The sequence below is a fragment of the Leucobacter luti genome (assembly GCF_050310065.1).
GTDB lineage: Bacteria > Actinomycetota > Actinomycetes > Actinomycetales > Microbacteriaceae > Leucobacter > Leucobacter luti_B.
Window position 1 is genome coordinate 1,223,179 of record NZ_CP190007.1, and the last position, 24,534, is coordinate 1,247,712.

At 69.8% G+C, this 24,534-nt stretch carries 24 protein-coding genes; 7 read left to right on the forward strand and 17 right to left on the reverse strand.

Going from position 1 to position 24,534, the window contains the following annotated elements; translation table 11 throughout:
• Nucleotides 1–119 precede the first annotated feature (119 nt).
• Nucleotides 120–1,406: a diaminopimelate decarboxylase gene (locus ACOPJ3_RS05570; protein ID WP_427870842.1), complete on the forward strand. Its 1,287-nt coding sequence runs from the start codon at nt 120–122 to the stop codon at nt 1,404–1,406.
• Nucleotides 1,407–1,529: 123 nt separating this feature from the next.
• On the opposite strand, the gene ACOPJ3_RS05575 is transcribed toward ACOPJ3_RS05570, so the two are convergent.
• Nucleotides 1,530–2,369 (reverse strand): SDR family oxidoreductase, encoded by an 840-nt coding sequence (locus ACOPJ3_RS05575; protein ID WP_427870843.1) that lies wholly within the window; start codon nt 2,367–2,369, stop codon nt 1,530–1,532.
• 11 nt (nt 2,370–2,380) lie between these two features.
• Complete coding sequence (locus tag ACOPJ3_RS05580) at nt 2,381–2,851, reverse strand: MarR family winged helix-turn-helix transcriptional regulator (RefSeq protein WP_427870844.1); 471 nt, start codon at nt 2,849–2,851, stop codon at nt 2,381–2,383.
• A gap of 83 nt (nt 2,852–2,934) precedes the next feature.
• Here ACOPJ3_RS05580 and ACOPJ3_RS05585 point away from each other — a divergent pair, with 83 nt between their 5' ends.
• Nucleotides 2,935–3,588 carry an SDR family oxidoreductase gene (locus tag ACOPJ3_RS05585; protein ID WP_427870845.1) on the forward strand — a complete coding sequence of 218 codons (654 nt, stop codon included), beginning with the start codon at nt 2,935–2,937 and terminating at the stop codon, nt 3,586–3,588.
• Nucleotides 3,589–3,716: 128 nt separating this feature from the next.
• Here the strand turns inward: ACOPJ3_RS05585 and ACOPJ3_RS05590 are convergent, their stop codons facing one another.
• A complete protein-coding gene (locus tag ACOPJ3_RS05590; protein WP_427870846.1) occupies nt 3,717–5,207 on the reverse strand; it encodes a catalase in 1,491 nt (496 codons plus the stop codon).
• 181 nt (nt 5,208–5,388) lie between these two features.
• The gene (locus ACOPJ3_RS05595) at nt 5,389–5,814 is read right to left on the reverse strand and encodes a Fur family transcriptional regulator (protein ID WP_427870847.1); all 426 of its coding nucleotides are present in this window, start codon (nt 5,812–5,814) and stop codon (nt 5,389–5,391) included.
• Between the two features lie 97 nt (nt 5,815–5,911).
• On the opposite strand from ACOPJ3_RS05595, the gene ACOPJ3_RS05600 reads away from it, so the two are divergent.
• Nucleotides 5,912–6,700, forward strand: a complete 789-nt coding sequence (locus ACOPJ3_RS05600; protein WP_427870848.1) for an SDR family oxidoreductase — start codon at nt 5,912–5,914, stop codon at nt 6,698–6,700.
• A gap of 65 nt (nt 6,701–6,765) precedes the next feature.
• On the forward strand, nt 6,766–7,746 hold the full coding sequence (locus ACOPJ3_RS05605) for a diaminopimelate dehydrogenase (RefSeq protein WP_427870849.1): 981 nt from the start codon (nt 6,766–6,768) through the stop codon (nt 7,744–7,746).
• Nucleotides 7,747–8,215: 469 nt separating this feature from the next.
• On the opposite strand, the gene ACOPJ3_RS05610 is transcribed toward ACOPJ3_RS05605, so the two are convergent.
• From ACOPJ3_RS05610 to ACOPJ3_RS05630, 5 genes are all read right to left on the reverse strand, one after another.
• On the reverse strand, nt 8,216–9,010 hold the full coding sequence (locus ACOPJ3_RS05610; RefSeq protein ID WP_427870850.1) for an SDR family NAD(P)-dependent oxidoreductase: 795 nt from the start codon (nt 9,008–9,010) through the stop codon (nt 8,216–8,218).
• Nucleotides 9,007–9,318 (reverse strand): GNAT family N-acetyltransferase, encoded by a 312-nt coding sequence (locus ACOPJ3_RS05615; RefSeq protein ID WP_427870851.1) that lies wholly within the window; start codon nt 9,316–9,318, stop codon nt 9,007–9,009. Before ACOPJ3_RS05615 ends, ACOPJ3_RS05610 begins: the two co-directional genes overlap by 4 nt.
• Before the next feature lie 48 nt (nt 9,319–9,366).
• Nucleotides 9,367–10,467, reverse strand: coding sequence for a pirin family protein (locus ACOPJ3_RS05620; RefSeq protein WP_427870852.1), 1,101 nt, complete (start codon nt 10,465–10,467; stop codon nt 9,367–9,369).
• Between the two features lie 75 nt (nt 10,468–10,542).
• Nucleotides 10,543–12,279 (reverse strand): FAD-binding dehydrogenase, encoded by a 1,737-nt coding sequence (locus ACOPJ3_RS05625; RefSeq protein WP_427870853.1) that lies wholly within the window; start codon nt 12,277–12,279, stop codon nt 10,543–10,545.
• 44 nt (nt 12,280–12,323) lie between these two features.
• Nucleotides 12,324–12,980, reverse strand: coding sequence for a lysophospholipid acyltransferase family protein (locus ACOPJ3_RS05630; protein WP_427870854.1), 657 nt, complete (start codon nt 12,978–12,980; stop codon nt 12,324–12,326).
• 53 nt (nt 12,981–13,033) lie between these two features.
• Here ACOPJ3_RS05630 and ACOPJ3_RS05635 point away from each other — a divergent pair, with 53 nt between their 5' ends.
• Nucleotides 13,034–14,458, forward strand: a complete 1,425-nt coding sequence (locus tag ACOPJ3_RS05635) for a mycothione reductase (RefSeq protein ID WP_427870855.1) — start codon at nt 13,034–13,036, stop codon at nt 14,456–14,458.
• A 264-nt stretch (nt 14,459–14,722) separates the two neighbouring features.
• Here the strand turns inward: ACOPJ3_RS05635 and ACOPJ3_RS05640 are convergent, their stop codons facing one another.
• The 4 genes from ACOPJ3_RS05640 to ACOPJ3_RS05655 are packed head-to-tail and all read right to left on the reverse strand — an operon-like array spanning nt 14,723 to nt 17,652.
• Entirely contained in the window at nt 14,723–15,136 is a 414-nt protein-coding gene (locus tag ACOPJ3_RS05640) for an NUDIX hydrolase (protein ID WP_427870856.1), read from the reverse strand.
• 2 nt (nt 15,137–15,138) lie between these two features.
• The gene (locus ACOPJ3_RS05645) at nt 15,139–15,981 is read right to left on the reverse strand and encodes a M15 family metallopeptidase (RefSeq protein WP_427870857.1); all 843 of its coding nucleotides are present in this window, start codon (nt 15,979–15,981) and stop codon (nt 15,139–15,141) included.
• 2 nt (nt 15,982–15,983) lie between these two features.
• Nucleotides 15,984–16,832, reverse strand: a complete 849-nt coding sequence (locus ACOPJ3_RS05650; protein WP_427870858.1) for a carbon-nitrogen family hydrolase — start codon at nt 16,830–16,832, stop codon at nt 15,984–15,986.
• A 49-nt stretch (nt 16,833–16,881) separates the two neighbouring features.
• Nucleotides 16,882–17,652: a sulfite exporter TauE/SafE family protein gene (locus ACOPJ3_RS05655; RefSeq protein ID WP_427871177.1), complete on the reverse strand. Its 771-nt coding sequence runs from the start codon at nt 17,650–17,652 to the stop codon at nt 16,882–16,884.
• A gap of 124 nt (nt 17,653–17,776) precedes the next feature.
• On the opposite strand from ACOPJ3_RS05655, the gene ACOPJ3_RS05660 reads away from it, so the two are divergent.
• Nucleotides 17,777–18,352, forward strand: a complete 576-nt coding sequence (locus ACOPJ3_RS05660) for an NUDIX hydrolase family protein (RefSeq protein ID WP_427870859.1) — start codon at nt 17,777–17,779, stop codon at nt 18,350–18,352.
• A 50-nt stretch (nt 18,353–18,402) separates the two neighbouring features.
• On the opposite strand, the gene ACOPJ3_RS05665 is transcribed toward ACOPJ3_RS05660, so the two are convergent.
• From ACOPJ3_RS05665 to ACOPJ3_RS05680, 4 genes are read right to left on the reverse strand one after another with little or no spacing between them, the layout of a single operon-like run.
• Nucleotides 18,403–18,855: a SprT-like domain-containing protein gene (locus ACOPJ3_RS05665; RefSeq protein ID WP_427870860.1), complete on the reverse strand. Its 453-nt coding sequence runs from the start codon at nt 18,853–18,855 to the stop codon at nt 18,403–18,405.
• Nucleotides 18,848–19,711 carry a spermidine synthase gene (locus tag ACOPJ3_RS05670; protein WP_427870861.1) on the reverse strand — a complete coding sequence of 288 codons (864 nt, stop codon included), beginning with the start codon at nt 19,709–19,711 and terminating at the stop codon, nt 18,848–18,850. Before ACOPJ3_RS05670 ends, ACOPJ3_RS05665 begins: the two co-directional genes overlap by 8 nt.
• Nucleotides 19,712–19,728: 17 nt before the next feature.
• A complete protein-coding gene (locus ACOPJ3_RS05675) occupies nt 19,729–20,028 on the reverse strand; it encodes a glutaredoxin domain-containing protein (RefSeq protein ID WP_427870862.1) in 300 nt (99 codons plus the stop codon).
• Between the two features lie 10 nt (nt 20,029–20,038).
• Entirely contained in the window at nt 20,039–20,698 is a 660-nt protein-coding gene (locus ACOPJ3_RS05680) for a phosphatase PAP2 family protein (RefSeq protein WP_427870863.1), read from the reverse strand.
• 309 nt (nt 20,699–21,007) lie between these two features.
• Here ACOPJ3_RS05680 and ACOPJ3_RS05685 point away from each other — a divergent pair, with 309 nt between their 5' ends.
• A complete protein-coding gene (locus ACOPJ3_RS05685; protein ID WP_427870864.1) occupies nt 21,008–24,505 on the forward strand; it encodes a DNA-directed RNA polymerase subunit beta in 3,498 nt (1,165 codons plus the stop codon).
• The last annotated feature ends 29 nt before the right edge of the window (nt 24,506–24,534 follow it).

Sequence of the window (24,534 nt, forward strand, 5' to 3'; positions counted from 1 at the left end):
AGTTTGCGACAGAGACTCATCCTTTTTGCCTGATTCGCCCTTGTTTTTCCGGTTCTAGGCTCGACACAGATGCCGGGTAATAGGTCCGGTGCGCTGTGTGAAACGGAGCTGAACCCAGGATGTACAAAGACAGTGAGCGGCGATCAACGCTCATCGGTGCGGCCGTGAAGGAGCGTTTGCTTCACCCGATCGATCAGCCCCTTGCCTCGTTCATTGATTGGGAACGACTTCGCGAGAACGTATCCGCACTGCATGCCGCCTTCCCGGAAGACCTCCAGGTGCTGCACGCATTTGCAGTCAAAGCGAATTCGCTCGTGCCCGTGCTGCGGCAACTCCGGAATCTCGGCCTCGGAGCCGAGGTGGCCAGCGAGGGCGAACTCGCCGCGGCGCTCGAGGCAGGACACGAGCCGGCCCGCATCGTTTTTGACTCACCTGCAAAGACGACACGCGAACTCGCGAGGGCACTCGAGCTCGGGGTATCCATCAACGTCGACAATTTCCAGGAACTCGATCGCATCATTGAGCTGCGTTCACGGATCGCGAGCACGTCTGAAATTGGGATTCGACTCAATCCTCAGATCGGCGCAGGAACGATCGCCGCAATGAGCACCGCAGGGCAGCGCACCAAGTTTGGTATTCCCCTGCGCGACCCCGGTGTGCGGGAGCGACTGGTGTCCACCTATCTGGCAAACCCATGGTTGACACGGGCCCATACGCATGTCGGGTCGCAAGGCTGTTCGCTTGAACTCATCGCAAGCGGTGTCTCCGAGCTGGTTTCGTTCGCCGACGAGGTCAATGAACGGGCCGGTCGCAGGCAGATCCGTACCTTGGATATCGGTGGCGGTCTTCCGGTCGACTTTGCCAGCGATGAGCCGATCTCCCGCTTCGACGACTACGTCGAAGCGCTCAGGATCGGGGCGCCGAGGCTCTTCAGTGGTGACTACGGCATTGTGACCGAGTTTGGTCGCAGCGTGCTCGCAAAGCACGGGATCGTCGCTGCATTCGTCGAGTACACGAAAGAGGTTGGAGGACAGCGGATCGCAATCACCCACGCCGGTGCACAGGTGGCCACCCGGACGGTATTCATGCCGGAAGCCTGGCCTCTGAGGGTCGAAGTGTTCGATGCGGAAGGCCGTTCTCGCACGGGCGAAGGAACTCGCGAGCAGGACGTCGCTGGTCCATGTTGCTTTGCGGGCGACCTCGTGGCACGCGGCCGCGAACTCCCCGTGATCCAGCCCGGTGACATCGTTGCGCTTCTCGATACCGGCGCCTATTACGCGAGCACTCCGTTCAGCTACAACTCTCTCCCGGTGGCCCCCGTGTACGGCGTTGAACTCCAGGGCGATGACCCCCGGTTTGATGAGGTGCGGAGCGGGGAGCGCGTACTTGAGGCCGTGCGGGCATAGCTCGCGCCCATAGCTGGCGCGCGCCCGTGCACCCACCCCAAATGAGTTGACCCAAAGTGACGCCTTCTGCGCTCCAAGGCGCACTTTGGGTCAACTCAACGGGGGGAGGCATGGGGCCGAGAGCTAGTCCTGGAGGGTGGCGTAGAGCTCCGTGAACTTGGCGCGGATACCCTCCTCGTTCCACGACCAGATGTCGTCACCGCGGAGCACCACGTCGGCGCCGCCGTCGCAGTAGATGGTCTGGCCGCAGCAGTGCGAGTTCTCGACCGAGGTCAGCCAGATCAGGAGGTTCGCGATGCTCTCGGGGCCCTGGTGCGAGTTGAGCGGCATGGGCACCATCGCGTCGACGAGCTTCGAGCCCTCGGCGGAGGAGAGGAGGTCCTTCGTCATGGGGGTCACGACCGTGCCGGGGGCGACGGCGTTCAGCGGGATGCCAGCGCCGGCCCAGCGGGCGGTGGGGGCCTCGCGGCGCACCCATCGCGAGATGGCGCGCTTCGACGACGAGTAGATGGCCTGGCCGGTGCTCGGATCCTTCTCGAGCTCGCGGGCGATCGCCATGGCGGCCTCCTCGTCGTCCGAGAGGAAGGCGTCGACGAGGGGCTCGGCGACGGGCTGCATCGACGCCATCGAGGAGATGAGAGCAACGCGCGGCGACTCGGCGGCGGCGAGCGCGGGCTGCATGGCGTCGAGGAACTCCGTCATCCCGAAGTAGTTGACAGCCGCGGTGATGGCCTTGGGGGCTGCGAGGCCGGCGCAAGCGATCACTGCGTCGACCGTGCCGCCGGCGAGGGCGGTGGCCTCGGCGGCGGCGGTCTTGCGGCCCTCGGCGCTCGAGAGGTCGCCGGATACCTCGACGCCCTTTAGGTCGACGCCGATGACCTTGTCGCCGCGCTCGCGCAGGATCTCTGCGGTCTTCTTGCCGATGCCGGACGCGGCGCCGGTGATGACATAGGTGCGTGTCATGATGGGTCCCTTCAGTGGTTGGGTGTGGGATTCTGCAGCAGCCCGGCAACAAAGCGGGGCAGCAGTTCGGAGAGGGCCCGCGCGTCGGCGGGATCCCAGTCGGCGGTCGCCTGGGCGATCATCACGACGCCGGCATCGAAGAGGCGCTCGAACGCCGCGCGACCGCGCTCGCCCAGTGCGATGCGGGTCGAGCGGCCGTCATCCTCGTCCCTGGTGCGCTCGACCAGGCCCGCATCGCTGAGGCGCGCGAGCAGCTTTGAGGTCGATGGGCGGCTCAGGTTCAGCTCCTCGGCGAGCACGCTCGGGCGTGCGCTGCCGCCCCGGATCCCGAGCACGTACACCGCGCGGACGGCCGCCGTATCGAGCGTGACCCCGCAGGCGTCTGAGACGCGGCGCTGATAGTCGAGCGAGGTCCAGTGCGCGGTCAGCCGCGTCAGCGAGAGGAGCATCTCGGTGTGTCCAGCAGTCACATCGGGGGTCATGCTTTGAGCCTACGCCAGTTGGTTGCCTGAGGCAATTGAATTCACCCGGGGGTGATCTCGGGCGAGGCGCGTATGGTGAACTCATGGGAAGCACAATTATTTTTGGTGGGCACGGAAAAATTGCCCTGCTCGCGACGCCGATTCTCCGCGAGGACGGGATCACCGTCACCTCCGTCATCCGGGACCCCGAGCAGCGCGCGGGCGTCGAGGCCGCCGGCGGCGTCCCGCTCGTGAAGGACATCGAGCACCTCAGCACTGAGGAGCTCGCCGAGATCATCGCCGGGCACGACTCGGTCGTGTGGTCAGCTGGCGCGGGCGGCGGCAACCCCGCCCGCACGATGGCCGTCGACCGCGACGCGGCGCGGCGCACGATGGACGCGGCCGAGCAGGCGGGCGTCAAGCGCTACGTCATGGTCTCGTACTTCGGATCCTCGCCCGATCACGGCATCGATCCCGATAACTCCTTCTACGCCTACGCCGACGCGAAGGCGGTCGCCGACGAGTACCTCCGCGCCTCGGGCCTCGACTGGACCGTGCTCGCGCCGAGCACGCTCACGCTCGAGTCGCCGACGGGGAGCATCGACACGACGAGCGCGACCTCGGAGACGGTCTCGCGGGGCAACGTCGCGAGGGTCATCGCCGCCGTCCTCGCGGACGACCGCTCGATTCACCGCACCATCAGGTTCAACGACGGCGACACCCCGATCGCCGACGCGCTGGACGAGATTGGGGCGTAACCGCCTGAAAACGACGAAGCGGCCTCCCCGGGTAACCGGGGAGGCCGCTTCGTCGTGCGGGCGCGGGATCCGGCCCGGGATCCGGCGCGGGATCCGGATCCGGATCCTGATCCGGCGCCCAGGACTCGCTAGGCGCTTGCCGCCTCGAGGCGCTCGCGCAGCGCGGCGCCGAGCTCGGCGTCGACGCTCGTCCAGTACCAGATGGCCCGTTCGCGGATCTCGGCGCTCTGCACGCCGCCCACGGCGCCCGTCAGGGTGTCGAGCATGCGGGCCTTCGCCTCCGCGCTGAACACCTCGCGGTAGAGGGTGCCGGCCTGGCCGAAGTCGTCGTCCTCGGCGTGGAGCGTGGCGGCCGTGCGCAGCAGCTCGCCGTCCGACTCCCAGCTGCCCTCGCCGGCCGCGGCCGGGTCGGCGACGGGCCCGCCGAACGAGTTCGGCGCGTAGACGGGGGCGCCCGCCGGCTTGAAGCCGTGGCGGGTCGCGCCGTCCTGCGAGTAGTTGTGCACGGGCGCGACCGGCGCGTTGACCGGGATCTCGTTGTAGTTCGTTCCGACCCGGTAGCGCTGGGCGTCGGGGTAGGAGAAGACGCGCGCCTGCAGCATCTTGTCGGGGCTGATGTCGATCCCGGGCACCGTGTTCGCGGGCGAGAAGGCAGCCTGCTCGATCTGCGCGAAGAAGTTCTCCGGGTTGCGGTTCAGCGTGTGGATCCCGACCTCGATCAGGGGGTAGTCGCTGTGCGGCCACACCTTCGTGAGGTCGAAGGGGTTGAAGCGGTAGGTCTTCGCATCCTCGTAGGGCATGACCTGCACGGAGAGCCGCCAGGCGGGGAAGTCGCCCGCGGCGATCGCCTCGTAGAGGTCGCGGCGGTAGTAGTCGGCGTCGGCCCCGGCAATGGCCTCGGCCTCCTCGTTCGTCAGCTCCTCGGTGCCCTGGAGTGCATGGAAGTGGTACTTCACCCAGAAGCGCTCACCCTCGGAGTTGATCCACTGGTAGGTGTGCGATCCGTATCCGGACATCTGCCGCCACGAGCGGGGAAGTCCCCGGTCGCCCATGAGATAGGTGACCTGGTGGGCCGACTCGGGGGAGAGGGTCCAGAAGTCCCACTGCATGTCCGCGTCGCGGAGGCCGGATCCCGGCAGGCGCTTCTGCGAGTGGATGAAGTCGGGGAACTTGATCCCGTCCTTGATGAAGAAAACCGGCGTGTTGTTGCCGACGATGTCGTAGTTGCCCTCGCTCGTGTAGAACTTCACCGAGAAGCCGCGCACGTCGCGCCAGGTGTCGGGCGAGCCCTGCTCGCCCGCGACCGACGAGAACCGCTGCACGGTCTCGGTCGTGGTGCCGGGCTGGAAGACGGCCGCGCGGGTGTACTTCGAGACGTCGCCCGTCACGACGAACTCGCCGAACGCGCCGCCGCCCTTGGCGTGCACGATGCGCTCGGGGATCCGCTCGCGGTTGAACTGGGCGAGCTTCTCGACGAGGTAGCGGTCCTTGAGTGCGATCGCGCCGTCGGCGCCGACGCTCAGCGAGTGGGCGTCGCTCGCGACGGGCGTTCCCGTCTGCGTCGTCGTGGGCTGCACTGTGGTTGTGGGCTGCTGAGTGCTGCTGGGAGTGGTGGACATGATGCTGCTCCTTGCGTACTTCGGGTGAGATCCGGCGCCGGATCGGCGCAAGGCCGTCCGGGTGCTGGATTTCGGGCGCGACGAGGCACCGCCCTCGGGCGGCGGCCGTCGGCCAGTGTGCGGGTGTGCTGGTGTGATGTGGTGCGGTTGCGGACCGCGGAGTGCGGTTGCAGCCCTGCGGCTACTGAGCGGCGTCCCGCTGGCAGTCGCCGCACAGTCCCCAGAACGTGACCTCTGCGGACTGGATCGCGAAACCGGATGTCGATGACGGATCGAGGCATGGGGCGTGGCCGGCGACGCAGTCCACGTCCGCGATGGCCCCGCAGCGGGAGCACACGACGTGGTGGTGGTTGTCGCCGATACGCCGCTCGTACAGCGCCGCGGAACCTGCCGGCTCGATCCGGCGGATGAGTCCCGCCTCCGTCAGATCCGCGAGGATGTTGTGCACCGACTGGATCGAGGTCGTCGGCAACTCACGAGCGACCACCCGGAACACCTGGTCGGCGTCCGAGTGGGGGATGGAGTGCAGCGCATCGAGCACCGTGACTCGGCCCGCGGTCACGCGGAGGCCGGCGTCACGGAGCGCCGATTCGACTGTCTGCTCCATATCTCCGACCCTATCTGGTTATTTTGAGCTATTCAAATTAACGCCTGGTGTCCGGCGCGCCCCAGTATCCTGTTGTGACCACGAGGAGGGAACTTCCATGGCACGCATCGACGCCGGCGAAACCCCGGCTCTGACCGAGTATCGGGCGGCGATCGTCACGGGAGCGGCGCGCGGCCTCGGGCGCGCGATCGCGCTGGAACTCGCGCGCAGGGGAGAGCGGCCCGCGCTCATCGACCTCGACGAGGTCGGGCTCGCCGAGACGGAACACCTGATCCGGGCGGAAGGCGGCGACGCCATCACGATCCGGGCCGACGTCAGTATCGAGGACGAGGTGCGCTCGGCGGTCGCGGAGACCGCGAGCCGGCTCGGTCCGCCGCTCATCCTCGTGAACAACGCCGGCGTGCTCCGGGACGACCTGCTGTTCAAGATGCCGACCGAGGGCTGGGACACCGTCATGAACGTGCACCTGCGCGGCGCCTTCCTCGCGAGCCGGGCCGTGCAGGCGCACATGGTCGAGCACGGCTGGGGCCGGATCATCAGCATGTCGAGCACCTCGGCGCTCGGCAACGTCGGACAGGCGAACTACGCGGCCGCGAAGGCCGGGCTGCAGGGCTTCACGAAGAGCCTCGCGCTCGAACTCGGCAGGTTCGGGATCACGGCCAACGCGGTCGCGCCGGGTTTCACCGTCACCGACATGACGCGCGGCGTCGCGGAGCGGCTCGGGATCAGCTTCGACGAGCTCATCGAGCGGGAGTCCGCGGCGACCGCCGTGCGCCGCGTCGGCACGCCGGCCGACATCGCGAACGCGGTCGCCTTCTTCGCGTCCGAGTCGAGCGGATTCGTATCTGGCCAGGTGCTCTACGTCGCCGGCGGGCCGCGGGGCTGATCCCGAGCCGCTACGCTCGGAGCGGGGCGGCCGCGACCGGCGCGGCGGCAGGAGATCGGAGCACCATGGCAACCCGCATCGGAATCGTCGGATACGGCAACCTCGGCCGCGGGGTCGAGATCTCACTCGCGCTGCAGCCGGACATGGAGCTCGCCGGGGTGTTCACGAGACGCGATCCGGCCTCGGTCGAGACCGCGGATCCGGCAACGCCCGTGCACGCGCTCTCGGAGCTCGCGGCGCACGCCGGCGAACTCGATGTGCTCATCCTGTGCGGCGGATCCCGCAGCGACCTGCCCGTGCAGAGCCCGGAGCTCGCGGCGAGCTTCTCGATCGTCGACAGCTTCGACACGCACGCGCGCATCCCGGAGCACTTCGCCGCGGTCGACGCCGCGGCGACCGCCGCCGGCACGACCGCCGTCATCTCGACCGGCTGGGATCCGGGCCTGTTCTCCCTGAACAGGGTCTTCGCCGAGGCGATCCTGCCGCAGGGCCAGACCGACACGTTCTGGGGCCGCGGCCTCAGCCAGGGCCACTCTGACGCGGTGCGCCGGATCGACGGCGTCGCGGGTGCCGTGCAGTACACGATCCCAGCCGAGGCCGCCGTCGCCCGGGTGCGCGCGGGGGAGCGGCCCGCGCTCGCGACCCGCGAGAAGCACGCGCGCGAGTGCTTCGTGGTGCTCGAGCCGGGCGCGTCGCCTGAAGCTGTGCGCGAGGCGATCGTCACGATGCCCGACTACTTCGAGCCCTACGACACGACCGTGACCTTCATCACGGCCGAGGAGCTCGCGCGCGACCACGCGGGCATGCCGCACGGCGGCTTTGTGATCCGGAGCGGGGAATCCTCACCCGGCACGACGCAGACGATCGAGTACCGCCTCGAGCTTTCCTCGAACCCGGAGTTCACGGCGAGCGTGCTCGTCGCCTACGCGCGCGCCGCGGCGCGGCTCGCCGCCGCCGGGCAGCACGGCGCGAAGACCCCCTTCGACATCGCGCCGGGGCTGCTCTCGCCGCGCACGCCGGAGGAGCTCCGCGCCGAGCTGCTGTAGGGGGTGGGCAGGGCGCCTCGCGCCCTGTGCCATGCGCTCGCTGCGCGCCCTACGCCCCAGCCCCTGCGCTCGCTCCGAATTCTGCAGTCGCTCCGTTGTTTTGGGGTGGATCGGTATGAGGGAGTGCAGATCGCGGAGCGAGTGCCGGGGCCCCGCTGTAGCCCGGCCGGCCCAGCCCCTGCGCTCGCTCCGAATTCTGCAGTCGCTCCGTTGTTTTGGGGCGGATCGGTAGGAGGGAGTGCAGATCTCGGAGCGAGCGCCGCCTTCGCCTGCGGATCCGCGCGGCTTGGCCTGACAGCACCTCGACGCGGCAATGACCCCCCTTGCTTGCACTGGCTGAGAGCCTGCGCTCGCTCCGAATTCTGCGGTCGCTCCGTTGTTTTGGGGCGGATCGGTATGAGGGAGTGCAGATCGCGGAGCGAGCACCGGTGCCGCAGCGCCCAGCGCCGAACACCCCGCGCCCCGAACCCTACGCGAGCCCCTTCTCGTCCTGGATCGCGTTGCCGCCGTCGACGACGAGCACCTGACCCGTCACGTAGGAGGCACCGGGTGAGGCGAGGAATTCGATCACTGCGGCGACCTCGTCCGGGGTGCCGGAGCGCCCCATCGGGGTGGCGTCGCCCATGCGGTTCTCGTGCTCGGTGGCCGAGCCGGTCCGGATCCAGCCGGGCGCGACCGCGTTCGAGGTCGTGCCGGTCTCCGCGAGGTCGACGGCGAGGGATCGCGTGAGCCCCACGAGCCCGGCCTTCGCTGCGTGATACCCGACGTCGCCGCGGTACGCGAGCAGCGGCCCCGACACCGACGAGACCGTCACGATGCGCCCGTGCTCCGCCGCGGTGAGGTGCGGCAGCGCCGCCCGCGTCACGAGGTAGGCGGTCGTGAGGTTGCGCGAGAGGGCGTGCTCCCAGCCCGCGCGGTCGAGCGCGGAGGCCGGCTGCGGATCCTGCGGGTCGCTCGTCGACGTCATCCCGGCGTTGTTCACGAGCACGTCGAGGCGCCCGAAGGCGTCGAGCGCCTCCGCAACGATCCGCTCAGCGCCGGCCTCGTCCGTCAGGTCGGCGACGACCGGCCGCGCGAACGGCCCGGGCGTGCCGGGGAACGCGGCCCGGCCGACGGCGTCGAGCTCCGCCGCGCGTTCCTCGATGCGCGCGCTCGTCGCGCCGATGACCACCCGGTAGCCCGCGCGGACGAGCCGCGCTGCGGCGGCGAAGCCGATCCCGTCGGCGGATCCCGCCCCGGTGACGACGGCGACGCGCGCCGTCACTCCGCGACCCCGTCCGGCCACACGACCTCGCCCTCGAAGTCCGGGTGCTTGCGCAGCCAGTCCGCGACGAACGGGCAGAACGGCACGATCACATGGTCGAGTTCCACCGCGCGAGTGAGCGCGGCGGACACCAGCTTCCCGGCGAGGCCGCGGCCGCTGAAGGCCGGGTCGATCTCCGTGTGGACGAACGCCCAGCGGTCGCTGCCCGCCCGCTCGCGGTACTCGGTGAAGCCGGCGATCTCGCCGTTCACCGTGATCGAGAAGCGCTTCTTCTCGACCTCGTGATGGATCTTGATCTCGTCACTCATCAGGTCACCTTCTCTTGCATTCCCGTGGATTCTGACAGCTGTTGGAGCCTATTGCTCGCGCGGCTTGAGGCGCGCGATGGGGAGCGGCGGAGCCGACAGGGGCGGCTCGGGCTCGCCGTCGGGGAGCCCGTAGCGATCCGGATCGAGCTCTCCCGCGCCGGCGTCGCGTCCGCCCTCGGCGGCGACGGCCGGGCCGGGGGCTCCCTCGACCGCGACGTCGGCGACGCCCGCGGCCGCGAGCTGCGCCTGCCAGTCGGCCCTGGCGCGTACGACGTCCTCGTGATCGCGGCCGATGAAGTTCCACCACATCACGATGCTCTCGGCGAAGGGCTCCCCGCCGATCAGGAGCACCCGCGTCGGGGCGTCGCCCGCCTCGATCCGGAGCCCGTCGCTTCCCGGCGGGACGTAGGCGAGGTGATCCTTCGCGACGCTGGTGGGGGAGGCGCCGGATCCGGATCCCGCCCCGGCGTCGCCCGCGAGTGGCAGCACGGCAGCTTCGCCGACGTCGACGAGCACGCCGTGCTCGAAGTCGGGGTCGATCCCGAACTCGAGCGCCGTGCCCGGCTCGAGCCTGATCTCGGCGCCGACGAGCGGCGTGTACGTCGTGACCGGGGATTCCGAGTCGAGGAGCTCGCCGAGGAAGACCTGGCCGGCCCAGCCGGGGCCCGCGATGACCGGCGGCTCGTAGTGCGCGAAGCCCCGCGGTTCGTGCCGCGCGCTCTCGGGCAGCACGACCCACAGCTGCGCGCCGTGCAGGATCGTCGTCTCCGGCGTCGAGCGCTCGGAGTGGCTGATCCCGTTGCCTGCGGTCATGAGGTTGAGCTCGCCCGGGCGCACCATCGCGTGGAATCCGGCGCTGTCGCGGTGCTCGATCTCGCCCGAGAACAGCCAGCTCACCGTCTGCAGGCCCGTGTGCGGGTGGGCAGGCACGTTCATGCCGCCGGTCTCCGCAACGTCGTCCGGCCCGTAGTGGTCGAGGAAGCACCAGGCGCCGATGAGCGAGCGGGCGCGCTGCGGCAGCGTGCGGCGCACGTCCATGGCGCGGAGCCCGCCGAGCGGCACGTCGCGGGGCTCGATGATCTGGATCCCGCGCCCGGCGCTCGCCGCCGTGCACTCGGTCTCGCGCGGTTCGACCTCAGGATTACTCACGGACCCCCTCCTCACGACCCGCGCCGAACTGGGGCGCCGGTCGCACCCCAGTCTGGCACTCCCCGCCACCGCGGGCTATGAGCTGCTGCCCAGGTCCGCGGCGACGGCGCGGCCCGCGGCGCGGCCCGAGAAGAGGCAGCCGCCGAGGAACGTTCCCTCGAGGGCGTTGTACCCGTGCATCCCGCCGCCGCCGAAGCCTGCGGCCTCGCCCACGGCGTAGAGTCCGGGGATCGCCGCCCCGGTGGAATCGAGGGCGCGGGATCCCAGGTCCGTCTGGATCCCGCCGAGGGTCTTCCGCGTGAGCACGTGCAGCTTGATCGCCACGAGCGGGCCGGCCTTCGGGTCGAGCAGGCGATGAGGCTTCGTGGTGCGGGAGAGGCGGTCGCCGAGGTAGCGGCGGGAGTTCCTGATGCTCATGGCCTGCGCGTCCTTGGAGTAGGGGGCCACGACCTCGGCGTCCCGCTCCCGGATGATGCGCTCGACGTCGGCGGAAACCAGCAGCGGCTCCCCGGTGAGCGCGTTCATGCGCGCGACGAGCTCGGCCACGGTGCCGGCCTGCACGAAGTCGGCGCCGTGGTCGATGAAGGCCTGGACCGGGCCGGGCGCCCCGCGCCCGATCCGCGTCTTGAGCAGCAGCTTCTTGTCGCGGCCGGTGATGTCGGGGTTCTGCTCGGAGCCCGAGAGTGCGAACTCCTTGGCCGCGATCCGGCTCGACACGATGAACCAGGAGTGGTCGTGCTCCTCGATCCCCGGCGTCGTGCGCAGGAGGCGCAGCGTGCCGAGGGTGTCGTGACCAGGGAGTCCAGGCGGGGGGAGCCTGCGGCCGAGCGCGTCGAGCCAGAGCGGTGAGGGGCCGGGCAGGATCCGGATCGCGTGCCCCGGCCACACGGGGGCCCAGTTGCGCACGCCCTCCGTATAGTGCCACATGCGGTCCCGGTTCACGAGGCGGGCCCCCGCCGCCTCCGTGATCCCGAGCATGCGGCCGTCGACGTAGGCGGGCACGCCCGTGACCATGCTCTTCGGCGGGGTGCCGAGCCGCTCGGGCCAGAACTCACGCACGAGCTCGTGGTCGCCGCCGATCCCGCCGCTCGCGACGATCACCGCGGGGGCGCGCAGCTCGAACTCGCCCGTGACCTCGCGCGTGCTGCGCTCGCCGCGGGGACTGTCATCGGGGGCGAGGATCGCGCCGCGCACGCCGACCACGGCGCCGCCCTCGACGATCAGGCCGTCGCAGCGGTGGCGGTGCAGGATCGTGGTCGCGCCCTCCTCGCGGGCGAGCAGCGCGTCCGCGATGAAGGGCTCGACGACGCCCGTCCCCGTGCCCCACGGGATGTGGAAGCGCGGCACCGAGTTGCCGTGGCCGCCCGCGGTGAGGTCGCCGCGCTCGGCCCAGCCGACGACGGGGGTGAGGTCGATCCCGAGCTCACGCAGCCAGGAGCGGGCCTCGCCCGCCGCAAACTTCACGAACTCGAGGCCCCAGCGCGCGGCCCAGTGGTCCTCGCCGGGGGATCCGGATCCGGATCCGGATCCGGAGCCTGGGGTCGTGCCGGCGCCTGGGTATTCCTGCCGGTCCCACTGGGCGCTGCCGCGCCAGTCCTGCCAGGCGAGCTCGAAGGAGTCGCGGACGCCGAGCCGGCGTTGCTCCGGGGTGTCGACGAGGAAGAGCCCGCCGAACGACCACCAGGCCTGACCGCCGAGGTCCTGCGGCCCCTCCTGGTCGATGATCAGGGTCTTGAGGCCCGCGCGATGGGCCTCCCGAGCGGCGACGAGGCCGGAGAGTCCGGCCCCCACGATGATGACGTCAGCGTCCATGACCCCATTGTGCCGGTTTCGGGTTCGCGCCGGTACTGCGGCGGCTACTCGGCGAGATCCTGCCCGGTCAGGCCCTGGATCGCGGCCATGATGCGCGCCGTCGCCTCGCGCCTCGCGCGGCCGCCGGGGAGAGCGGCGAGGTCCGACAGGTCGATCGGCCTGCCGAAGGCGATCGACATGGGTTCGGCCCGGCCGGTGCCCGGGTTTTGCAGCTTGCGGTTCGTGCCGACGAGCCCGACGGGCACGACCGCAGCGCCGGTCTCGAGCGCGAGCCACGCGGCGCCCGCCTTGCCCGGCTGTAGGCGCCCGTCGCGGGAGCGCGTGCCCTCGGGGAACACGGCGAACACGCTGCCGGCCGCAAGCACCTCGCGCCCGGCGTCGAGCGCCGCCTGCGCGGCCGCAGAGGCCTCGCGCCTCACCGGGATCGCGCCGATCTGCCGGAAGAACCAGCCGCCGATCCTGGTTCCGAACAGGCTCTCCTTCGCGAGGAACTGGACCTTGCGCGGGGCGAACGACGGGATCAGGATCGTGTCGATCCCGGACAGGTGGTTGCTCACGAGCAGCACGGGGCCGGCCTTCGGCACGTGCTCGCGGCCCGTGATCCGGGGGCGGAACCTGATCCTGAGCAGGGGGCGCAGCACCGCCCGGCCGATGAAGAACACGGGGCCGGGCTTCGCGAGGGTCTGCCGCTGGCTGGTCACGGGACGAGCCTACTCCGGGCCGCATTGTCAGTGGCGCTCGCTACGATTGGGCCATGACCACCCTGCGCGCAGACCTGGCGATTATCGGCTCCGGATCGGGCAACTCCCTGATCACACCCTTCTGGGACGACCGGCGCGTGGTGATCGCCGAGAAGGGCGTCTTCGGTGGCACCTGCCTGAACGTCGGCTGCATCCCGACGAAGATGTTCGTGCGCCCGGCCACGCTCGCGCGCGGGCCGGAGGAGGCGGCGCGGCTCGGCGTGACGCAGGAGACGACCGCGGTCGACTGGGTCGGGATCCGGGACCGGATCTTCGGGCGGATCGACCCGATCTCGGCGGCGGGGGAGCGCTACCGCGCGGAGGAGCTGGAGAACGTGACGCTCGTGTCGCAGGAGGTGCGGCTCGACGGGCCGCGCGCGTTCGTCGCGGCGGACGGCACGCGGGTGGAGGCCGAGCAGCTCGTGATCGCGGCGGGCAGCCGCGCCGTGCTGCCCGAGATCCCCGGGATCGACCTGCCGCAGGTGCACACCTCGGACACGGTCATGCGCCTCCCCGAGCTGCCGCGCCGGATCCTCATCATCGGCGGCGGGTACATCGCGTGCGAGTTCGCGGGCGTCTTCTCGGGGCTCGGCTCCGAGGTGCTGCAGGTGCACCGCGGCGACCGGCTGCTGCGCCGGATCGACTCGGAGATCTCCGACGCGTTCACGGTCGAGGCGGCGAAGCGCTGGGGGCTGCAGCTCGGCAGCACGGTCGAGAGCATCGCGCCGGCGGCAGGCGGCGGCGTCGTCGCGGAGGTCGCGGGGCCGGACGGGGTCGCGTCGGTCGAGGCGGACGTGGTGCTCGTTGCGGTGGGCCGCCGGCCGAACTCGGACCTGGTGGGGGCCGGCGAGGCGGGGCTCGATGTGCTGCCCGACGGCCGGATCGCGGTCGACGAGTTCCAGCGGGTGCTCTCGGGCGGTGCGCCCGTCGACGGCGTCTACGCGCTCGGGGACGTGTGCTCGGAGGCGCAGCTCAAGCACGTGGCGAACCACGAGGCGCGCGTCGTCGCGCACAACCTCGAACACCCGGAAGACCTGATCGCGGCCCGGCACGAGGCGATCCCCGCCGCCGTCTTCTCGGATCCCGAGCTCGCGCAGGTGGGGCTCACGGAGGCCGAGGCGATTGCGCAGATCGGCGCGGAGCACGTGACCACGAAGACGCAGAAGTACGGCGATACCGCCTACGGCTGGGCGCTCGAGGACGAGACGAGCCTCTTCAAGGTGATCGCGGACCGGCGCTCGGGCAAGATCCTGGGCGCGCACGTGATGGGGTACCAGGCTTCGAACCTGATCCAGGTCGTGATCATGGCGATGAGCTTCGGGATCGACGCGTTCACGGCGGCGCGCGGCCAGTACTGGATCCACCCTGCGCTCATGGAGGTCGCGGAGAACGCGCTGCTCGGCCTCGACGTGCCGCAGGGGGATCGACCGCTGCTCTGATCTGGGCTGAGTCTGGGCGCATGGGTACGGGCGCCGAGACGATGGAGTTCCTGAGGGATCAGTTGAGCGGGGCTCGACGACCCCCGCATCACGCCGACAGACACGGGGCGCGCCTGCCTCGGAACCCCCGATGAGGCGCCCGCCGTGGTGCTGCACTCGCAGAGGGTCACGGTTGCGCTGCACTCCCCGAGAGATCTGCACCCAAACCTGAAAATTTCGGCTTTTGGCCGTGTGGGGCGCAGATCTCGAGGTGGGTGCAGGGCATTAGTGGCCGAGGAGCGCCGGGAAGACGATCTCCGTGTTGAGCGGGGCCATGTCGGGGCGCGGGACGCTCGGGTCGACCCACTCGACGTGCTCGATCTCGGCGCGCGGGCCCGCACGGAGCGCCGCGGGCACGAGCGGGTGCACGAAGACGGCGGCCTCGACCACGTGATCCGGCTCGTTCGCGGCCGCCGCACGGAACACGCCAAGGGGTGCGAGGAGCGCCGGATCGAGCTCCACCCCGAGCTCCTCGGCGAACTCTCGCAGTGCCGTGTCGCGTGCGCTCTCGCCCGGCTCGTGCTTGCCGCCCGGCAGCATGAGCGAGCTCGTTCCGCGCTTGCGCACGTTGAGCACTCGCCCGTCGTCGTCGCGCATGGCGACGGCGCTGACCCTGATGACGCGCGTTTCTGCAGCCACAGTCACCCCGCGTATCCGGGCGCGGCGGGGAGGCCGAAGAACTCCTCGAGCGTCGTGATGCCCGTGCGCTTCATCTCCTGCGCCAGCTCGGGGCCGACATAGCGGAAATGCCAGGGCTCCGGCATGAATCCCGTGACCTCCTGCTTGCCCTCCGGGTAACGGAGGATGAAGCCGTAGTCGGCCGCGTTGGCGGCGAGCCACTGGCCGGCCGGAGTTCCGCCGAAGCACGGCTCGAGGTAGCACCCGCCGTAGTCGTCGAGGTCAACCGTGAGGCCGGTCTGGTGCTCCGAGTGCCCCGGCCGCGCCGAGTAGGTGTCTGCCGCGGCCTGGCCGTCGCGCGCGACGTAGCCGTTGTAGAGGCCCACCTGCATCGAGTAGGGGCGGTAGGCGCTGATGATCTGCACCTGGTAGCCCGCGGCCGCGGCGCCCGCGATGAACTGCTCGGTGGCGCGCGCCGCCACCTCGCGCAGCGGCTGCCCGTTCTGGTTCGCGACGCCCTGCGTGGCGACGAGGTCGCTCGGCTCGAAGTCCACGGGCGTGAACGGGCGCATCTTGTTGCCGACGACCCAGATCGACATCGGATCGTCGATCGAGTGGGCCGCCTTGTCGAACGCCGGCGGCTCGGGGGTGGGCTCAGGCGTCGGCTCCGGGGGCGGCGTGGGGGTCGGCGTCTCGGTCGCCGACTTCGTCTTCGTCGGGGTGGAGCGCGGCTCAGTAGTCGGCTCGGGTGCGCAGGCCGCGAGCGAGGCGGAGATGCCGATCGCCGCGACCGCCGCGAGGGCGGAGCGGCGCGGGAGGCCGGGCGAGCACTCTGCACCGGATCGCGGGTGCTTGGGCTGCCGCACGCTCAGCCCTCCGCCCCGGTCGCTCCCGAGAGTTCGCGGTACGCGTCCGCCCCCAGGCGATCCGCGATCACCGGGAACTCCGCCCTCACCGTCGCGACGAGCCCCGGATCGACCTCGACCACGAGCACCTCCTCGTCGGCGCCGCACTCCGCGAGTACGCGGCCCGCCGGATCGACGACCCTGCTGTGCCCGCCGAGCTCCACACCCGCCTGCTCGCCGCACGCGTTTACCGCGACGACCCACACCTGGTGCTCGACCGCCCGCGCCTGGGTGAGGAGGCGCCAGTGCTCCCGCCGCGCGGCGGGCCAGGCTGCGGGAACGACCACAGCCTCGGCGCCGCGCGAGCTGAGCTCCTGCCAGAGCCCGGGAAAGCGCAGGTCGTAGCAGGTGGTGCTCGCGGTCGCGCCGAGCACGGACGGCACAACGCTGAGCGTGGCACCAGCGGTCAGTAGCTGAGACTCGAGCGACTGATAGCCGAAGACGTGGATCTTGCGGTACGTCTGCGCGATCCTGCCCGCCGCGTCGACGAGCACCGCCGTGTTGTGCAGCGCGCCGCCCTCGCCGCGCTCGACGATGCTGCCGAGGTGGATCGCAGCGCCGAGCTCGCGGGCGACCCGCCGAACCATCGAGACCGTCGGCCCGTCGAGAGTCTCGGCGAGCTCGGCGTAGCGCTCGAACGCGAAGTATCCCGCGCTCCAGAGCTCTGGCAGCACGTAGAGCTGGGCGCCGGGATTCGTGAGGAGGAGCCCCTCGACGCGCGCGATGCGCTCTTCCTGCGTCTCGCTATCGGGGCTCGCGATCTGGACGAGTGCGATGCGGGCGGCGGCCTCTGCTGGGTCAATCGAAACCATGCGGCAAGCCTACGCGAGGCCTCTGACACGCGAGCAGACTCCGAACGGACTAGGGGACGATCAACAGATACAGCGCACCCAGCACGGTGAGGGCAAGAATCGCGAGATCGAAGGCGCGCTGGGGGATCCGGCCGGCGATCCAGCGCCCGAGGAAGGCGCCCATCACGACGCCGGGCACGAGCACGAGGTCGAGCACGAGGTTCGGCACCGTGATGAGTCCGAGCCCGATCGAAAACGGCACCTTCGAGAGGTTCACGAGCGCGAAGAACCAGGCCGCCGTGCCGAGGAAGGCCTTGATCGGGAAGTTCGCCGCCAAGAAGTACATCGACATGACAGGGCCGCCCGAGTTCGCGACCATCGTCGTGAAGCCGGCGAGCGAGCCGAAACCGGCGCGGGTGAGGCGGCCGGTGCCGGATCCGGATCCGGATCCGCCGCCGGATCGTGCCGCCGCGCGCCTGAGCCACAGCGTGACGCCGACGAGCAGGAGCAGGATCGCGCCGATCACGCGGCGCACCCCGCCGTCGCCCGAGACGGCGAGGAACAGCACACCGAGCGCGATCCCGACCACGACCGCGGGCGCGAGGCGCACGAGCGTCGGCCAGTCCGCGTGCTTGCGGTAGCTCCAGAGCGCGAACATGTCGCCGACGATGAGAAGCAGGAGGAGCGCCCCGGTCGACGACTTCGCCGGCAGGATCGACGCGAAGATCGCGATGGACACCGTGTTGGCCCCCGGGAGCGCGGTCTTCGAGACGCCGACGACGAGGGCCGCGAGCGCGAGCAGCGCCCAGGCCCAGACTGCGAGCTCCGGGAGATGTTCCAGCACGCACTCACCCTAGCGGGGAGACACGGCCGCGGCTCACCTGTCACGCCCGCGGTCGTGGCAGGATGGAGACGACGGCCGACGGCTCTGCACCGCCGGGAGACGACGAGCAAGGAGCGCACGCATGGCGATCGACACTGCGGAGCTTCCCGAGCCCGAGGGCCCCGAGGACCGGCCGACGCCGGCAGGCAACCCCGGCTGGCTGAGCGAGGAGGAACTCGCCTCCGTGCGCGGCCGCCTGCCGATCATGTACGTCGAGGCCGTGCCGGTGCGTCTCGACGGGCTCGGCCAGGTCACCGAGGTGGGGCTGCTGCTGCGCAGCACCGCTGCGGGGGTCATGACCCGCGCGCTCGTCTCGGGGCGGGTGCGCTACGGCGAGACGCTGCGCGAGGCGCTGTTTCGCCACCTGGAGAACGACCTCGGCCCAATGGCCTTCCCGCAGATGCCGGCGGCGCTCGTGCCGGTTCAGGTTGCCGAGTACTTCCCGATGCCCGGAATCTCCCCGTACGTCGACGAGCGCCAGCACGCGGTGTCGCTCGTGTACGTCGTGCCCGTGACGGGCACGTGCGTTCCGCGGCAGGATGCCCTCGAGGTGACGTGGATGTCGCCGGAGGAGGCGCTCGCGCCCGGCACGATCGAGGAGTTCTCCGGCGGGCGCGGCGCGCTGCTGCGCCAGGCGCTCTCGACGATCTCCTGCTGACGCGGGATCCTCACTCAGCCGCCTCAGCCGCCTCAGCCGCCTCAGCCGCCTCAGCCGCGCTTCTGCCAGTCGATGAGGTGCGCTGACGAGAAGCCGCGGGCGCACTTCGCGCAGGAGGAGACCCTGGTCGGGCGCCGGAACCGGAAGTGCTCATGCCCGGCGGGGCAGACGCCGACCCAGGGCGCGCGCTCGTGCGCGATTTCCCCGTCGTGCGTGCGTCCGCCGACGTAGCCGATCTCGGACGCGATCCGCTTCCACTCCCTCCCGTGTCCGGCGCCCGCGCCTGCCATCGCGTGCGCGACCTCGTGGAGCAGGATCTGGTGGATCTCGTCGTCGTCGAACTTCTCCGCGAGGTAGCGCGACACCGTGATCCTGCGCTCCGTGTAGTTGCAGAGCCCGGCCCTGCGCTTCGCGTTGTCGAAGCCGAAGCTCCACACGGCCGGGTCGAGGTGCATCCGGATCAGGGCATCCGCCCAGACGCGGACCCGGGCGAGCTCAGCCACGGTCGAAGAGCTCGCGGGGCGGCGGGGGAGGGTCGACCGCGTGCTCGTCGGTGACGGGGCGCACGCCGCGGACGAGCTCGGAGAGCTCCGAGCCTACGAGCATGCGGGCGGGATGCGGGCCGCCCGCGAGGAGCCGCGGCAGCCAGTCGAGCGCATCGAGCTCGCCGTTCGACGCGACGAACACGACGTTGCCGAAGCGCCTGCCCTTCAGCACCTGGGGTTCCGCGATCGCGGCGACGCCGGGGAAGAGGGAGCGCAGCGTCGCCGCCTGGCCGCGCACGAACGGCAGACCCTGGCCGTCGGCGGCGTTCACCACGACGAGCCCGCCAGGTGCGAGGAGCGGCCTGATGCGCTCGTAGAACTCGACGCTCGAGACGTGGGCGGGCGTCTGCGAGCCGGCGAAGATGTCGACCACGACGAGGTCCATGGCGCCCTGCATCCCAGCGGGCAGCTTCTCGAGCACCGCGCGCGCGTCGCCGTGCCGCACACGGATGCTCGCGCGCTTCGGCAGCGGCGCGGCCGCGCGCACGAGCTCGACGAGCGCGCTCTCGAGCTCGACGACCTGCTGTCTGCTGCCCGGCCGCGTGGCCTCGACGTAGCGGGGGAGCGTGAACGCGCCGCCGCCGAGGTGCAGCGCAGAGATGGGCTCGCCCGGATCCCGAAACAGGTCGATCACGTGCCCGATGCGCCGCACATACTCGAAGAAGAGCTCCGCCGGATCCGCGAGGTTGATGTGGGACTGCGGGGTGCCGTCGACGACGAGCTGGATCGCCTCGGGGACCCAGCGGTCGACCTCGAACTCCGCCTGCAGGCCGGAGCTCAGCGTGACGGGCTCGGGCAGATCCGCGCGCCGCACCGACCCGGATCCCGCTCTCACCGGGCCTCGCCGCGCCTGCCGAGCCCGAGCTCCCCGATCTTCGCCAGCATGTCGGCGTTCGACGGTTCGACCTGGTGACTGCGATCCGGGTACACGATGACCGGGATATTGGTGCGGCCGCTGATGTCCTTCGCGACGTCAGCCGCCGCAGGATCCGCGACGAGGTCGACGTAGCGGTAGGCTGCGCCCTCGGCGCCGAAGACCTGCTTCGCGCGCCGGCAGTCGCGGCACCAATCGGCGCCGAAGATGATCGTCTCGGTCGCGCTCTCGCCCGCCGGGGTCGTGCTCTCGCTCATGCCCCTCAGCCTATTGCGCACCTCTGACATTCGCCGCGCCGGGATCCTTCTCCCAGAGCAGGCGGGAGAATACGGCGGCCGAGATGCCGAGGGCGGCGCCCGCGAACACGTCGGTGAACCAGTGGACGTGCAGCCCGGTCCTGCTGAGCATCATGAGCAGCGTCCAGCCAGCGGCGAGGATCCAGGGCCACGCGCGCGCCTCATAGGGGGAGCCGCGCCAGCGCGTGAACACGAGGGCGAGTGACACCGCGAGCGCCGCAGCGCCCATCGAGTGCCCTGAGGGGAAGGAGTGGCCGGTGGTGAAGTACAGCTCGTCAAGCGGCCGCGGCCGCACCACGAACGCCTTGATGATCTCGGAGCTCGCGACGCCAAGGAGGAGGGCGGTGACGACCGCCCCAGCGTCCCGGGGGCGCTTGAGGGCCAGCAGCAGGGCCGCCGCGATCGCCGTGCAGGCCGCGGCGCCGATGCTGCCGCCGACCTCGGCGAAGAACACGGCAACGGCGAACGGGGCCGAGCCCCGGGAGAACGCAACGTGATCGTGCCACCAGTTGTCGATCGGGAGCGGATCGCCGCTGACCGTGGCGAAGAACACCCCGGCCCCGAGCACACACACCATGAGTAGGACGCACGCCCAGGCTGCGCGACGAATATCGAGTCTCCCAGCATCCATTCCGAAACTCTAACCCCAGGTCGGCTGGAGAAACGCAGGGTGAATGCCGGGTAAATCCGGGGGTGCAGGGCGTTTCAGGTGTCGCGGGTGGAAGCGGGGCGAGATAATAGTCCAGATTGGGCTGGACATGCAGCACCGACGGTGTTATCGTTGATAGTTGCACTACGGACACCAGTGTGCCTGCAAATAGCGGTGGGCCCCGGGAGCTGGCGCGAAAGCGCAGATGGCCTCGACCGCGTGTTCCGGTAGCTACGCAACTCTCGCAAGACCAGGTCAACCGGCCCGACGGGGCCCACGGAGGTAGTTTCCTTGGCTGCTGCGCGCAACGCATCGTCCACTCACAATCCGAAGAACGGTCGCGATCACCAGCGACTCTCATTCGCCAAGATTTCCGACACGCTCTCAGTGCCCAACCTGCTGGCACTGCAGCTCGAGAGCTTCGATTGGCTCGTCGGCAACGACGCCTGGAAGGCTCGCGTGGTCGAGGCCCAGGCCGAGGGCCGCGACGACATCGCGCTGAAGAGCGGCCTCGAGGAGATCTTCGACGAGATTTCCCCGATCGAGGACAACGCTGGCACCATGCAGCTGTCCTTCGAGAACCCCATCCTCGATGAGCAGAAGTTCACGATCGAGGAGTGCAAGGAGCGCGGCAAGACCTACGCTGCCCCGCTCTACGTCGAGGCGGCGTTCTACAACACCGAGACGCAGGTCCTCAAGAGCCAGACGGTCTACATGGGCGATTTCCCCATCATGACCGACAAGGGCACCTTCATCATCAACGGCACCGAGCGCGTCATCGTGTCGCAGCTCGTCCGCAGCCCCGGCGTGTACTTCGAGCGCACCCAGGAGAAGACGAGCGATAAGGACGTCTTCACCGCTCGCGTGATCCCGAGCCGCGGTGCGTGGCTCGAGTTCGAGGTCGACAAGCGTGATCAGGTCGGCGTCCGCATCGACCGCAAGCGCAAGCAGTCGGTCACGGTCTTCCTCAAGGCGCTCGGCATGACGAGCGAGGAGATCCTCGAGGAGTTCGCCGGCTACGAGTCGATCGCGCTCACCCTTGAGAAGGACGGCATCCTCACGCAGGAGGAGGCCCTCAAGGACATCTACCGCAAGCAGCGTCCGGGCGAGCAGGTGGCGATCGAGGCGGCGCGCGCGCTCCTCGACAACAGCTACTTCAACCCGAAGCGCTACGACCTCGCGAAGGTCGGCCGCTACAAGATCAACCGCAAGCTCGGCGTCGACGCCCCGATCACCGACTCGGTGCTCTCGCTCGAGGACATCGTCGCGACGATCAAGTACCTCGTCGGCCTGCACGCGGGCACGGAGACGCTCCCCGGCGTTCGCGACGGCAAGGAGTTCGACAACCGTCTCGACACCGACGACATCGATCACTTCGGCAACCGCCGCATCCGCGCGGTCGGCGAGCTGATCCAGAACCAGGTGCGCACCGGCCTCAGCCGCATGGAGCGCGTCGTGCGCGAGCGCATGACGACGCAGGACATCGAGGCCATCACCCCGAACACCCTGATCAACACGCGCCCCGTGCTCGCGGCGATCAAGGAGTTCTTCGGCACCTCGCAGCTGTCGCAGTTCATGGATCAGAACAACCCGCTCGCGGGCCTGACCAACAAGCGCCGCCTTTCGGCGCTCGGCCCGGGCGGCCTCTCGCGCGACCGCGCTGGCGTCGAGGTCCGTGACGTCCACCCGTCGCACTACGGCCGCATGTGCCCGATCGAGACCCCTGAGGGCCCGAACATTGGCCTGATCGGCGCGCTCGCGACGTTCGCACGCATCAACGCGTTCGGCTTCATCGAGACGCCGTACCGCCGCGTGCTCGAGGGCAAGGTCACCGATCAGGTCGACTACCTGACCGCGCACGAGGAGGACGAGTTCCTCATCGCGCAGGCTGGCGCCCCGCTCACGAAGGACGGCAAGTTCGCCGAGAAGCAGGTGCTCGCGCGCCCCCGCGGCTCCGAGGTCATCCTCGTCGACGCCGAGCGCGTCGACTACATGGACGTCTCGCCGCGCCAGATGGTGTCGGTTGCGACCTCGCTCATCCCGTTCCTCGAGCACGACGATGCGAACCGCGCGCTCATGGGCGCGAACATGCAGCGTCAGGCCGTGCCGCTCGTGCGCAGCGACTCGCCCGTGGTCGGCACCGGTATGGAGGGCTACGCCGCGATTGATGCTGGTGACGTCGTCACCGCGCAGAAGTCCGGCGTGATCGCCGAGGTCTCCGCCGACTTCGTCACCATCCAGGAGGACGAGGGCGGCTCGAAGAGCTACTTCATGCGCAAGTTCGATCGCTCGAACCAGGGCACGAACTACAACCACCGCGTGATCGTGAAGGCGGGCGACCGCATCGAGGCCGGCGAGGTCATCGCCGACGGCCCCGCGACGCAGAACGGCGAGCTCGCGCTCGGCAAGAACCTGCTCGTCGCGTTCATGTCCTGGGAGGGTCACAACTTCGAGGACGCGATCATCCTGAGCCAGAACCTGGTGAAGGACGACACGCTCTCGTCGATCCACATCGAGGAGTACGACGTCGACGCGCGCGACACCAAGCTCGGCAAGGAGGAGATCACTCGTGACCTCCCCAACGCGAGCATGGAGGCGCTGAAGGACCTCGACGAGCGCGGCATCATCCGCATCGGCGCCGAGGTCTCGCCTGGCGACATCCTCGTCGGCAAGGTCACGCCGAAGGGCGAGACCGAGCTCTCTGCCGAGGAGCGCCTGCTCCGCGCGATCTTCAACGAGAAGAGCCGCGAGGTCCGCGACACGTCGCTGAAGGTGCCGCACGGCGTCTCCGGCACGGTCACGTCCGTCAAGGTCTTCGACGCGGAGAACGACAACGACGACGAGCTCGGCTCGGGCGTCAACCAGCGCGTGGTCGTCTACATCGCTCAGAAGCGCAAGATCACCGAGGGCGACAAGCTCGCGGGCCGCCACGGCAACAAGGGCGTCATCTCGAAGATCCTCCCGGTCGAGGACATGCCGTTCCTCGCCGACGGCACCCCCGTCGACGTGATCCTGAACCCGCTCGGTATCCCGGGCCGAATGAACTTCGGCCAGGTGCTCGAGATCCACCTCGGCTGGATCGCGAAGCAGGGCTGGAAGGTCGAGGGCACCCCGGAGTGGGCTGCGAAGCTTTCGCAGCAGGCCCTCGAGGCCGCCCCGAACACGAAGGTTGCGACCCCCGTGTTCGACGGCGCCTCGGAGGAGGAGATCGCCGGTCTGCTCGACTCGACGCTCCCGACCCGCGACGGCGACCGACTCATCGACTCGACGGGCAAGACCCGCCTGTTCGACGGTCGCTCGGGCGAGCCGTACCCGTACCCGATCTCGGTCGGCTACATGTACATCCTGAAGCTGCACCACCTCGTGGACGACAAGATCCACGCGCGCTCGACGGGCCCCTACTCGATGATCACCCAGCAGCCGCTCGGCGGTAAGGCCCAGTTCGGTGGCCAGCGCTTCGGTGAGATGGAGGTGTGGGCGCTCGAGGCCTACGGCGCCGCGTACGCGCTGCAGGAGCTGCTCACGGTCAAGTCCGACGACATCCTCGGTCGTGTGAAGGTCTACGAGGCCATCGTGCGCGGTGAGAACATCCCGGAGCCGGGCGTGCCCGAGTCGTTCCGAGTGCTCATGAAGGAGATGCAGTCGCTCTGCCTGAACGTCGAGGTGCTCGGCGCCGACGGCAACGCCGTCAACCTGCGCGACACCGATGACGAGGCCCACCGCACCGCGGAAGAGCTCGGCATCAACCTGTCCACCCGCTTCGAGACCTCGTCGGTAGACGAGATCTGATCCGGTCCAGACGAGAACTTTTTCCAGTT